12 protein-coding genes are annotated in these 12,485 nt (G+C 67.9%); 4 read left to right on the top strand and 8 right to left on the bottom strand.

Going from position 1 to position 12,485, the window contains the following annotated elements:
* Positions 1–173 precede the first annotated feature (173 nt).
* A complete protein-coding gene (locus E8D38_RS20410) occupies positions 174–1,178 on the top strand; it encodes an RICIN domain-containing protein (protein ID WP_181179300.1) in 1,005 nt (334 codons plus the stop codon).
* On the opposite strand, the gene E8D38_RS20405 is transcribed toward E8D38_RS20410, so the two are convergent.
* The 7 genes from E8D38_RS20405 to E8D38_RS20375 form a co-directional block, all read right to left on the bottom strand.
* On the bottom strand, positions 1,149–1,892 hold the full coding sequence (locus tag E8D38_RS20405) for a hypothetical protein (RefSeq protein ID WP_140634987.1): 744 nt from the start codon (positions 1,890–1,892) through the stop codon (positions 1,149–1,151). The two genes, E8D38_RS20410 and E8D38_RS20405, sit on opposite strands and share 30 nt — an antisense overlap.
* 46 nt (positions 1,893–1,938) lie before the next feature.
* Entirely contained in the window at positions 1,939–3,414 is a 1,476-nt protein-coding gene (locus E8D38_RS20400) for a helix-turn-helix transcriptional regulator (RefSeq protein WP_140634985.1), read from the bottom strand.
* Positions 3,415–3,653: 239 nt separating this feature from the next.
* Entirely contained in the window at positions 3,654–4,088 is a 435-nt protein-coding gene (locus tag E8D38_RS20395; RefSeq protein WP_140634983.1) for a hypothetical protein, read from the bottom strand.
* Positions 4,089–4,158: 70 nt separating this feature from the next.
* Positions 4,159–4,956, bottom strand: a complete 798-nt coding sequence (locus E8D38_RS20390; protein WP_140634981.1) for a hypothetical protein — start codon at positions 4,954–4,956, stop codon at positions 4,159–4,161.
* A gap of 120 nt (positions 4,957–5,076) precedes the next feature.
* On the bottom strand, positions 5,077–5,565 hold the full coding sequence (locus E8D38_RS20385) for a hypothetical protein (protein ID WP_140634979.1): 489 nt from the start codon (positions 5,563–5,565) through the stop codon (positions 5,077–5,079).
* Between the two features lie 304 nt (positions 5,566–5,869).
* A complete protein-coding gene (sctT, locus tag E8D38_RS20380; RefSeq protein WP_246099585.1) occupies positions 5,870–6,703 on the bottom strand; it encodes a type III secretion system export apparatus subunit SctT in 834 nt (277 codons plus the stop codon).
* 1 nt (position 6,704) lies between these two features.
* Entirely contained in the window at positions 6,705–7,223 is a 519-nt protein-coding gene (locus E8D38_RS20375) for a type III secretion protein (RefSeq protein ID WP_181179298.1), read from the bottom strand.
* Between the two features lie 328 nt (positions 7,224–7,551).
* On the opposite strand from E8D38_RS20375, the gene E8D38_RS20370 reads away from it, so the two are divergent.
* Positions 7,552–8,646, top strand: a complete 1,095-nt coding sequence (locus E8D38_RS20370) for an ABC transporter substrate-binding protein (protein WP_246099584.1) — start codon at positions 7,552–7,554, stop codon at positions 8,644–8,646.
* 46 nt (positions 8,647–8,692) lie between these two features.
* Here the strand turns inward: E8D38_RS20370 and E8D38_RS20365 are convergent, their stop codons facing one another.
* Positions 8,693–9,316: a response regulator gene (locus E8D38_RS20365; RefSeq protein ID WP_140634973.1), complete on the bottom strand. Its 624-nt coding sequence runs from the start codon at positions 9,314–9,316 to the stop codon at positions 8,693–8,695.
* A 410-nt stretch (positions 9,317–9,726) separates the two neighbouring features.
* On the opposite strand from E8D38_RS20365, the gene E8D38_RS20360 reads away from it, so the two are divergent.
* The gene (locus E8D38_RS20360; RefSeq protein ID WP_181179296.1) at positions 9,727–12,129 is read left to right on the top strand and encodes a TonB-dependent siderophore receptor; all 2,403 of its coding nucleotides are present in this window, start codon (positions 9,727–9,729) and stop codon (positions 12,127–12,129) included.
* 131 nt (positions 12,130–12,260) lie between these two features.
* Positions 12,261–12,485 (top strand): transposase (locus E8D38_RS20355; RefSeq protein ID WP_140634969.1); only part of this gene is annotated, 225 nt, incomplete at its 3' end.

Genomic DNA, 12,485 nt, shown 5'->3' with positions numbered 1-12,485 from the left:
GACTCCGATCACGGCAGTCGCCAGCCTCGACAGGCGGCCGTCATGCCTTCGCCATGACTGCTGCGGCCCGGCGGCCAACACTTGAGGGGACGTGATGCGCGACGGCACGCAGCCATTGCGCCATCAAACCCATCTCCACTCTTTCACTTTCGGGGGCAAGGATGCATGAGTCGGTGAAACGGCTCGCCCGCGTTGCGACCGGCCTGGGGCTGCTCTGGGTCGCAGCGACGGCAGCAGCCAGCGACAGCGGCGACGACCCGGTGTCCACGATCGTCGGCGCCGGCGGCCTGTGCCTGGGCGTCAGCGGGTCGGGCGACGCCGTCGGCGCCATGCTGCTGGCCCAGGACTGCACCGGCAGCGTCTTCCAGAAGTGGCGGTTCGTGAAGGAGTCCTCGGGCGACTACCTGCTGGTCAACGCCGGCAGCGGCATGTGCATCGACGTGACCGCCGGGTCCACCTCCAGCGGTACCGTCCTGCAGCAATGGGGTTGCAGCGGCGGCACCTACCAGAAGTGGACGCTGGCCGACCAGGGTGCGGGCCGTTTCTCGATCACGTCGAGGTACAACAAGCTGGTGCTGAAGGGTCCGGGCACCGGCGGCCGCGCCGGCGTGGAGCAGTGGCCCTGGTCAGGTGCGAGCAGCCAGCTGTGGACCGCCCCGACGGCCAGCGTCGTCGTCGCGAGCCCGGGGCCGACGAACAACTCGCTGGTCACCTTCAGGTCGGTGCGCAACGGCAGCTGCCTCGGAGTGGAAGGTGCCAGCACCGCCAGCGGCGCCAAGGTCAAGGCGCAGTCGTGCGGCAGCACGTCCTTCCAGCAGTGGAAGGCCTTGAAGAACGCAGGCGGCGAGTATCAGTTCGCGAACGTGGGCAGCGGCCTGTGCATGGACCTGCCCGACGCCTCGATCGCACCGGGCACGCCGATCCGGCAATGGGACTGCAGCGGCGGAAGCTGGCAGAAGTGGCAGCTCAATGGCACCGGCCGCGGCCACTACTACGTGACCTCGAGACTCAGCGGCCAGGCCCTCGATGAAGATCTCCATGACACCGCCGGCAGCGTCATCCAGCGGGCGTACAGCGGCAAGCCGAGCCAGCAGTGGCAGATCACCGCTGCCGATGCGCAGGCGCCCTCGGACGCCCGGCGCCGCGACCTAGGTGCCGAGAAACCGGCGCACCGTTGAGGCCACCGCGCCGACCGTCAGGTCGAAGGCCATGCGGCCGAGGCGGCCCACGGCCATCCGAGTCAGCGTCTTCGCCTGGCATTCCGCCGCTTGCGTGCGGGCCTCCAAGGCGATCATGGTCGCGGGGTCCGTGGGGCCATCCGCCTTGAGCTGCTCATGCAGCGCCTCCGTCTGGTTCACCCACGTGCTCAGCTTTTCCTTCACGGCTTCCCTGTTGGCCAGGAGATCGGCCACCGGCGTCTTCGCCAGGCTGGCGGCGATGACCCTGCTGGACTCCCTCACCTCTTGCAGATCCACGAAGAGCTGCGAAGCGGCCGCCGACACGGCGTCGAGTCGCTGCAAGAGACTGGCCGGCGACAGTGGCGCCGTCGGCGAGGCGGGCTCGGCGCTCCCGATGCCGACGAGGCGTGCCGTCTGGACGGCCAGGCCCCGGGCTTCGGGCGGCAGCGAGCGGAAACCGTCCTGCACGCCTTGCTGCAGCAGCGCGGCTCCTCCGCCTTGCAGAAGGGCGTTGACCTCGTTCGTGGCGGCCTGGACCTGCTGGACGGACTCCCGAGACACCCGGGGGGGTGACGCGGCAGGCGCATTCGAGACCCTCGGTGACAGGTCGGCATGGCCGGGCGACCGCGGCGATTCGGGTCGCGAGGTCTCATTCGTGTTCTGAACTTCGGCCGGCCTGGCATTCGCGGTCGCGCCGATGCGGTTGATGGTCATTCTTGGTATCTCCCTTGCTGACAAGTCGCCGTTCGCAACGGCGCGATCACGCCGGCGGCATGCCTCCCGCTTCCGCCGCCCCGCGCAGCGTCTGCGTCGGCGTCTCGTCGAAGCGCGTGCGGTAGTTGTGGACCAGCGTGGAACGGTTCTTCACGCCCCAGCGCGATGCCACCTCCAGCACGCCCGCATCGCCGGCCTGCCGTTGCAGCTCCTGGTGGATGTTCTCGACGCGACGCGTGCGAATCAGCTCGGCGGGCGTCACGCCCAGGTGCGCGCGGAAGGCCAGCTGCAGCGCCCGCTCGGTCACGCCGACGTGGGCGGCGACCTGGCGCACCGAGAGGTTCTCGTCGGCGAGGTGCTCCATCATGTACTGGTAGGCGCGGCGGTAGCGCAGCGGCAGGCGCATCTTGGCGGCGTCGCCGGCGTCGGCCTGCGCCGCCTGCTGCAGGAAGGCCGGGGTGCGGCTCACGCCGGCATAGCTCTGCAGCGCCTGCACGGCCTGCTGCGTGTGGTGGCGGTACATGCGCAAGGCATCGATGTGGCGCCCCTGGTGCTGGTGGAGCTTGGCCAGGCAGTACTGCAGCTCGAGTGCGTGGCGGCTGCGGCGCATCTGCTGCTCGTTGAACGTGAGAGGCGCCAGCAAGTCGGCGGCCGCGCGTGCCGCGCCGCGCCCGATCAGCATCAGCGCGCCTTCGATGCGTGCCTGGGTTTCGGTTTCCGCCATGCGCCGCTCGCGCAGCCACGCGATGGCATCGGTCACGCGCGCGGCGGCCTCGGTGCCGACACAGTCCTTCGACAGCATGCGCTGCAGGAAGCGCATGCGCATCGCCACCAGCGCAGACCAGGACTGCACCGCCTGCGCCGCGGCGCCGAGCTGCTGGTGCAGCAGCGCGTTGTCGAGCAGCTCCGCGGCGCCTTCCTTGAAGACGGCCCCCAGTGCATGGTCGTCCAGCGCCTCGCCTGCGCGTTCGCGATGCAGCATCGACAGCTCGAGTGCCACGCACTCCACCAGCTGGGCGAAGCGCTCGTCGGCCAGCCCGGCGGCCAGCGTGCGTGCCACGTCGATCGACTTCAGCGCGCTGCGGCAGTCGCCCGCCCGGTGCATCGCGGCGGCGGCCTGGACCATGGCTTCAATGCGAGCCTCGACCGGTGCACGGGCATCGTCGGCCACGGCCCCGCTGCACTCGAGCGCGCGGCCCGGGCGGTTGAGATGCAGCAGCATCGCGGCCTGGTCGATCGACCCGTACCAGCGCACCATGTGGCGCGAGATGGCTTCGTAGCTCTTGAGCTGGCGCTGGAACAGTTCTTCAGCGTCCTCTTCCCTGCCGCAGGCGAGCATCACGCGGCCGAGCAGCTGGCCCAGCGCCGCGCGCTGCGGCGCGGCCTCGTCCGATGCAGGCAGGCGCTCGATGCGCTCGCACCCGAGGCGCAATGCGCCGGGCAAGTCGCCCTCCAGCACCAGCTCGGCGATGTCGCGGTGCAACGAAACGGCTCTCAGTGATGTCAGTGCGAGCGAAAGCATGGGGTACTCCAGGGGTGCCAGTCAGTGGCGTTGTCGATGGAGTTGATGCTAGGTTCGCCTCGCCGGTTGAGGATTCACAACCTCTCTACGAAATCCTCACGAATCCTCTCTTCGTTGCTCATCACTTTCACAATCGCGTGGCGGCGAAGCGCGATGAGCAGAAGCGGCAAGGCCCGCCGTCGCGAGACGGGCGGGCCTTGCTCGGGGCCGCGCCGCAGCGGCGCAGCGAAAGAGATGCGTTACTGCGACACCTTCTCGACGCCCTTGCCGATACCCGTGATCGCCTTGGCCACCTGTTCGTTCATGCTCTTGTGCAGGTTGATGATGGCCGACTGCGTCGTGAACTGCATTTGGATCGCGGTCATCTCGGCCATGGACTTCATCGAGTTCTCGGCATCGGTCTTCGCCTTGCTCGTGCCCTCGGTGCCGGTTTCCCGGGTAATGGCCGCCAGGTCGGGCGTCTTGTCGCCACCGGGGCCACCGGCCGGGCCGAGCGCAGCACGCGGCGCCATCTCCGCCGATGCAGAAGCCCTGGCCGTTGGAATTCCGTCGGGAGCGCCTCCCGCGGGCGCGGGGGCAGGACCTTGCGGCTTGCCTGTTTTTTCGAACGCGTCGATGTTCTGGCGCATCTGGCCGTCGATCTTCGCACTGACGTTTACGTTGCTGATACCCATGACTACTCCTGGTGAAGATTGCGGTGGTCGATAAAAGCGCCCCTCAGCGGGGCATGTGAGGTCGTTGGCTTCAGTCTTTCGACGTGGCCTGCAGCCCCTGTTTCCACCGCGCCGCGAAGGCAGCAACAGTGGCCTGCATCTCGCCGGCCGAACCCGAGAGGAGCGCCCGGGCCACGACCCTGGCGCTGACGTCGCGGGCCAGCTGCTCCGCCGGCGGCGTGAGCTGGAGTGCGGGTTCCTTGAGCACGTAGCGTGTCACGCAGCGCGCTGAATCCTGCAAGGTGTTGCCGGCGAGCACGACCTGGGCGTTCGAAGCGTCGGCTCCCAGCCCACAACGGTGGCGATCGATGAACTCCTTGAATCGCGGCGACTCCGTCATGACCACCACGCCGCGCACTGCCGCCGGCGTCGCCTGCGAAGAGTCCGCGATGAAGCAGCGCGACATGTCGATCACGAGCCGCTGGCCCGGCACGTCGAAGTACAAGGGCTGCCCGCGCGGGTCTCCCAGCACCTGGGTGGCGCTTTCGGCGATCCGCCGGTAGTTCGCCGTGTCGACGTAGACATGGTCGAACCGGCCTTTCAGGAACAGGTTGATCTCCGGGCCGTGCAGGACGCCGCGGCCCTGCATGAGCTGGCCCAGCCGCAACTGCAGCGCCTGGATGCTGAAGTAGCGCATCGACAGCAGCGAATCACTGCCATCGAGCACGCTTGCGGCCGGCTTCCAGATGGTGCCCATGCCGGCGTTGAGTTCGCGCACGCTGTCTGCGGACATGTCTTCCGCGGCGCGCGCGACGGGCGGGTACAGCATGGTGTGCGGCTTGAGCAGCAAGGCGCCCCGCTGGGTGTTCTGGTGAGCGACAGATGACATCTGTATCGTCTCCGGTTGGTCGAGTAACGCTGATGCAATGGAGCATCAGCCCATGCAAGTCGTGGCGCCTATCTGGATGCGAAACGCCATGGGAGCAAGCGAAGCCAAACGCACTGCATCTCAATGGATGGTGGGCAGCGTGGTTCGCTGCGCAGCCTCGCCGTACAGCAATGCCTGCAACATGACCGTGCCCAGGCCGGCCGCGATGTCCAGCGCCGTGGCCGCATCCAGGGCGCTGTCGATCCATGCGAGCGACTCGATCTGCAGCAGCCCTTCGGACGACGTACCCAGGTACCAGCCGAGTTCGGCCAGCACCAGGGACTGCACGCTCAGCACGTGGCGCACTTCGGCGCCCATCACTTCTTCGCTCGAAAGCGGCAGGAGCGTTTCGGTACGCACGGCGGGCTGGCCGTCCATGAGCTGGAGGCGGCACATGAAGCCGGACGGACCGGTGATCAGGCGCGGGGCGACCAGGCCAGCGCCTTGTGCCGGCGACAGCCCCAGGTGCGTGGCCAGTTGCGAGAGGAAATCGACTTGCGCCGGCGTCATCGGCGGCAGCGCAGCAGTGCCAATCCTCTTCCTTGCCACTGCGGCGATGGCTGGTTCCATCAAATAGCCTCCTGTTCGGATGGCTACAAGCGTATGAATCCTGCCGCTGCCCGCAGCATCCGGATGCGCAGCATTCGACTGCGCAGCGAAGCGTTGGGACAAAAAGAAACCCCGGGGCAGGCCCCGGGGTGGAAGCCGGGCCCTTGGAGGAAGGAGAGGATCAGCACAGCTGAAGGCCCGGAGTCGCAGCAGTTGACGTCGATCAGACTGCCGAGGCGCAGGATGCAGCTTTCCCGCCGAAAGATCATGACGGCGGGCTGATCTTTCGCTGACAGAAGAGAGAACGAGAAGCGGACGCGCGCACTCAGCGCGACGGCGGCTTCAGCCAGGCCGTGAGGTCCCGACCCATCGACTGCAGCGCGAGCTGCGGCTTCACCTGCTCGAAGAAGACGGCCACCAGCATGACCAGCATCAGCAGCGCGACAGCGCCCTTGATGGGCTGCCCCAGGTTGTTGGGCTCGAGCTTGTCGGCGGTCTTGGCAATGAGGCCGATGCCGACGTCGATGAGCAGCAGCACCATCACCACCGCGCTCGATATCTTGACCACCGCCTGCATGTAGTTCGACACCTGCACCTGCAGGAAGCGTTCGAGCAGCTGCGACCACTCGGGCATCAGCTTGTCCAGCGGCCACCAGTGGTACGACTCGAACAGCAGCCCCACCAGCACGATCATGCCGCCCAGCAGATAGAAGCCGCAGATCGCCAGCTGCGACAACAGGTTGCCCACCGGCGTGCTCTGCTCGCCGCTCAGCGGGTTGGTCTGCTGCACGTTGTTGTAGCCGGCCTGGTTGTCGATCATCACGCCCACGCCCTCAGCGATCCAGAACACGGTGGAGATCGCATAGCCGAGCAGCAGGCCGATGAGGCCTTCCTTGGCGATCATGGCCAGCAGCGTGATGGTGGGCACGTTGTCGACCACATGCAGCGGCTGCCCCGCCGCGATGAAGATGCCGATGGTGAGCGCGATGCCGTTGCGCACCACGCCCTGCAGCAACTGGTCGTTGCTGACCGGCAGCACCAGCATCGCCACGTAGCCGCGCAGGCTGCACAGGGCCAGCAGCGTGAGCAGGCTCTTGGTCGATTCGCCGAGGTGGATCAGCGCATCGGTGCCCGCGAAGGGATCGCCTGCGACCGCCATGTCAAGCCGCCTCGGCGTGTGCAGCGACAGCACGCTGCGCGGCCAGCAAACGCGCCACCGAAGCCTCTTCGGCCTCTTCGTCCTGCTGGTCGTCCTGCTCGGCCTGAATGGCCTGGAGTGCGGCTTCGAGCCGCTGCCTGCAGCTTTCGAGCTGCTGCTCGCCACGCTGGCGCGCCGCCTGGGCCGCCTTGACCTGCTGGCGTGCCGCCTCGACCTGCTGCTCGGCCTGCTGAACCCGGCGGGTCGCTGCCACGGTCAGCTGCTCGGCGTCGGCCAGCAGGTGCTGCAGCGTCACCACGTCGCTGGCGCGGAACCCCTGGGTCGCGGAGGCCATGCCGATCAGCTTGTCGCGCTGAGCCTCTTCTTCGGCCCGGCAGCGCGCCTCGTCTTCGATCACCTTCGACAGGTTGTCGACTTTTTCACGAAGCTGCTGGCGGCATGCGTTGACCGCCTCGTCGAGCTGGCCGAGGCGGCGCTCCTTCAGCTTGACGAGCGTGCGCCAGCCCTTGGGGGTGCTCATGGTGGTTCCTGCTGCTTCGCCGGTGGATTGATTGGCTGCGGCCAGCATGACGCGGCTCTTGTCCAACGCGCGTCAAGCACACGAACACACGTGCGCGACTGCGAAGCGACGCCTCCCCGAAAAATGCCGCATGCCTGCAGAAAAGGACACGCTTTCCGACGAAGCATCACAACCGTAAGAAGTTCATCAAATGTTGGTCATGCGGGCATCGGCTGCATGTTTGATCATCCTCAAGACGGTCGTCGCAAGGCAAGACGACCGGCCCCACGAAACGAGATCCACCATGCGTTTGCAGCTTTCATCGACACTCTTCTGCGCAGCCCTTCTTTTGGCTGCCCCGCATGCCGCGACGGCCAAGGACAAGGTCAACGGGGAACCCATCGTGATCGGCCAGTCGGCACCGTTCTCCGGTCCTTCCGCGCAACTGGGCACGGACTTCAACCGCGGTGCGCGGGTGTACTTCCAGTCTGTGAACGACAACGGCGGCGTGCACGGCCGCAAGATCGAGCTGCACGCCAAGGATGACGCCTACGACCCCCGGCAGACCGCCAAGAACACCACCGAGTTTCTTGAAGACGGCCGCCTCGTTGCGCTGTTCGGCTATGTCGGCACGACGACGTCCATGGCCGCGTTGCCGCTCGTCAATGCCGCACACGTGCCGTTCTTCGCGCCCGCATCGGGGGCCGAGATGTTTCGCCATCCGATGAACCGCAACGTGTTCAACGTGCGCGCCAGCTACCAGGACGAGGCGGACTACATCGTCGACCAGCTCACCGTCACCGGCATCAAGAACATCGCCGTCTTCCACCAGCACGACGCCTATGGCGAAGCCGGCCTGGACGCGATGACCAAGGCGCTGACCAAGCGCGGCAGCAAGGTGCACGCCTCCGCGACGGTGGAGCGCCACAGCACGGAAGTGGCGGCCTCCGCCAAGAGCCTGCTCGCGGCCAAGCCGGGCGCCGTGGTGCTGGTCAGCACCTACGGCTCGGCTGCCGCCCTCATCAAGGAGATGCGCCAGGCGGGCTACGGCGGTCAGTTCGTCAGCATGTCGTACGTGGGCGGCAATGCGCTGGCCGACGCGCTCGGCCATGCCGGCGTGGGCGTCATCATCTCGGAGGTCGTGCCGTTCCCGTGGGGCGAGTCCACGCCGCTGCAGCGCGAGTACGGCAAGGCCATGCAGAAGGCCGGTGAAGTGCGCCTGAGCTTCGGCTCCATGGAGGGTTATCTCGCCGCCAAGACGCTGGTCGAAGGGCTGCGCAGGGCCGGGCCGGACGTCACACGCTCCAGGCTGATCGCAGCGCTGGAGACCTTGTCGAACTGGGATGCCGGCGGCCCGCGCATCTCGTTCTCGCACGACAGCCGCATCGGCTCGCGTTTCGTCGAGATGACGATGATCGGCACCGGCGGCCGCTTCGTGCACTGACTCGAGCGCGCTCCCTGCTGCCGTCAATGAGCCACTGCCGCAGCCGTCAGTGCCGCAGCGGCTGCGCGGCCGATCCGTCCGCCGCGGCAACCCACGGCAGCAGGGTCGTGCGCAGCTCCCTGGGCAGCATGCGCCGCGCGATGGTCTGCGCCAGCCCGCTCGGAGCCTCGCGCAAGCCGCGCCAGCCGCCGCCTTGCAGCGCGGCCAGCGCGTTTTCCACCACGGAGAGTGTCTGCGGGTTCATGCGCCCCACCGACAACAGCGCGGACACGAGGCTGCGCCGGGCTGCCAGCATCGCTTCGTCGAGCGGCCGATCGTTCGCGCGGCGGCTGGTGCAGGCCTGCAACGTCCAGCCTGACAGGCAGGCGGCGATGGACTCGCGCGACCTCGGCACCACCGCAAAGGCTCCGTTTCGGCGCGCCCACAGGGACTGTGTCGGATGCACCTGGCTCGACAGCAGGAACAGCAGCACATGCGGATCCTCGGACCGCAGCTGGCGGGCCAGCTGGGTACCCGTGGTCCCGCAGGGCAACGGCCCGAAGTCGGCGACGACCCGCGCGTGCCGCCGCTGGCGCCACAGCCGCAGGCCCTCCTCGGCGGACGTGGCGACGTCCGCCCATTCGATCTCGCCAGGCGCGACTTCGCGCGTGACCAGGAGCGCCCTGTTCATCTGCGGGGGTGCCGAGCCGCTTGCTTGCTTGTGCCTCATGCCGCTTCACAAAGATGTCGCGCCCCGTCAAGCGCAGGCGCAGGCGAATGGGGCCCATCGTGAACGCAAGCAGGCCACTCGGCTTGCCGCAGGCGAAGTGCTGCCCATGACCGCGAAGCGACCACCGCTGGCAACCCGCATCGGACCGTCATGAATTCGTCAGGGAAATGACAAGCATGGGGCGCCAACCCACCGCAACATTGCCGGCAATCCAGCAACCCCCATCGATGCAGAGGAAGGTCGTGCAGACGGAACTCTCGAGGAGACATCGAGCCTCCGATGAGGCGGCTGCCTCTCGTGGCCGGGAGCCAGGGCGCGGCCGGGCCATCTCGTCGGCCATCGGGCTGATCGCGCGAGTGGCCCTCTTGTCCATGCTGGCCCACGCCATCCACGCGAAGGCGTCGGCTGTACAGCCGGTGAACACCCTGGAGCTCGAGGTCGGCAGCGGCCCGGTCGCCAGCGCGCTGCTTGAGATAGGGCAGCGCTACGGCGTGATCATCTCGTTCCAGCCCAATCTCGTCGAAGGGTGTCGCACCGCGGCGCTGCGCGGGCGCTTCACGCTCGACCAGGCGCTGGATGCGGCCCTTCGAGGCAGCGACCTTGCAGCCGACATTGCGGCCGAGGGGATCGTGACCGTCAGGCGCGTGAGCCGTGCGGAGGCACCAGCCAGGACGGCGCTCGCCGCCGAAATGGCGCAGCCCGGTCGTCAGGAAGCCGGCGCGCCGCGCACCGTCGAACTGCAGGACGTCGTCATCCAGGCCAAGGCGGATCCTTCGTTGGGTGGTAGTGAAAACGGTTTCATGCCTACGGTGAGCGACGCAGCCACGCTGCACGACACGCCGCTGTCGCGCGTGCCGCAGGCGGTGTCGGTGGTGACGCAGGACATGCTGGCCGCGTCGCAAGTTCGCACGCAGTTCGAAGCGCTCGGCTACGCCACCGGCGTCACGTCGTTCGGCGGCGGCACATGGGGGTTCGAGTCCGCCACCAAGGTCCGCGGCTTCCCTGCACCACTCCTGCTGTCCGGCCTGGGTTCGTATCGCACGGCCGTCCCGTTGGAAAGCGCGGCCATCGAGCGCATCGAAATACTCAAGGGCCCGAGCGGTGCGGTGGGCGGCGTCACGGAACAAGACGGCCGGGGCGGCGTCATCAACATCGTTCGCAAGCGGCCCTACGCCGGGCAGAAGCCGGGCGCATCGCTGCAGCTCGATTCCCGCGACGGCGGCGTCCTGCATGCGAACGCCGACGTCGGCGGCGGCGAGGGCGAAACGCTGTGGCGACTGGTGGCCTACGGCTCGCGCGGCCGCGACCGTGCAGCCGCCGCCGAGCCGGTCCGCGCCGGCGGCATGCTGGGCAGCCTGAGCCATCGCACGGCCGATCTCTCGACCACGCTGACCCTGCAGCACGAGCGACGGCGGGACCCGCCGCCAAGCCTGGCCAGGAACCACCTCGACAACGAGACATCCACCTACGCGGTCTCGCCGGAAGAGACTGCACCGGTATCCCGCGAAGACGGACGGCGGTCGCGCGTCGACGACGCCGAGGTGGACGTGCAGTGGCGCCTGTCGAACCGATGGCGCCTCGGCGCCCGGGCGCGCTGGGAGCGCGCCGGGTTCGACATGCGCAGCTACCAGTACGCCCCCGACGTCGCGGAGGTACAGATGGCGCGCATGGCGGTCAAGGCACGGGCGAAGTCCTGGCGCTGGAACCTGCTCGGCGACCTGGAGACCGGCCCGGTGAAACACAAGCTGCTGGTCGCGACCGACCTGCGCCATCACCGGCAGGTGCTGCAGTACACCTCCGCGAGCTGGTACGCGGACCCCGCAACCTTCGAGCCGGGGCAGACGGAACTCGCGTCCACGCCGGACCATGGCAGCCTCGCGCTGGTGGACATGGGGGAGAGCTTCAGTGCCGAGCGGGGCGTGATGCTGCAGGACCAGCTGCGCTTCGGTGATGCGACCGTTCGCCTGGCGATGCGGCGATCCCGCTACCGGGACACGCGGTTCGGCGCATCAGACGAGCGCAAGTTCGCCGGGCGCAGCTGGGACGCAGGCGCCAGCTACCGGCTGCTGCCCGACGTGACGGTGTATGCAGGCGCGCAGGCGGCCATCGAAGCCAGCCTCTACGCCGGGCAGGACGTCGACAACCTCGCGGTGCCGCCCGGCACGTCGCTGCAGCAGCAGATCGGCACGAAGTTCGATCTGAGCGAAGGCCTGGCACTCACCCTCGAGGCCTATCGGCTGCGGCAGCACAACGCTCTGTACTTCACCGTCGACTCGAGCTACGACATGCATCCGACCCTCGTGCCGGGCAAGGCCTCCACCGGCGTCGAACTCGAGCTTGCCGGACGCGCCGGCACGGCGCTGGACATTTCCATCGGGCTGAACGTGATGCGCACGCGGCAGCAGCAATTCGCCGCCTCCAACCAGGTCTACTGGTGCCCCATTCTTGCGACGCCGCAACGCTCGATGCACCTGCTGGCCGACTACCGGCTGCCTCAAAGCCTGGTGACCGGCACGAGCATCGGACTGGCGTTGCGCGCGCAATCAGGCAGCTGGGTCATGCCGCCCGACCCCGACGGGATGTCGCCGGCCTCGTGGGTGCCCGGCGGCGCGCAGCTCGATGTCTCCTCGACGCGCCGCGAAGGGCATTGGTCGTTCGGCATCACGGTGCACAACGTCTTCGACAGGCGGCTGTACAGCCCCACCCTCGACACCAGCTTCGTGCCTGTCAACCGTGGCCGCAGCGTCTCGTTGACACTGCGCTACCAGGGCTAGGAGCGTGCGCGGCAGCAGCGCGTGACCGACTCCCTCTCCCGCGTGCGGGAGAGGGCTGGGGTGAGGGTGCGGCGCCACACTCGGGCAGTGACTGATGCGCGAGCCAAGGCGGCTCCGTAGAGTGCGCCGCCATGGCGAGCTACCTGCCGTATGAACCTCAGCAACAGATGTTGCTGCCCGAGGCGTTGCAAGACTGGTTGCCCGAAGGGCACTTGGCCTACTTCATCAGTGATGCCGTCGATGGCCTGGACCTGAGCGCGTTCCACGCCCGCTACAACAGTGGCGGCCCGCGCAACCAGCCGTTCCACCCGGCCATGATGGTCAAGGTGCTCGTGTACGCCTATGCCAGCGGCGTG

Source organism: Methylibium rhizosphaerae (assembly GCF_006386545.1).
Lineage (GTDB): Bacteria > Pseudomonadota > Gammaproteobacteria > Burkholderiales > Burkholderiaceae_C > Pseudorivibacter > Pseudorivibacter rhizosphaerae.
Note: the sequence above shows the minus strand (reverse complement) of the source record. Positions and strands in the feature narration are given on the sequence as shown.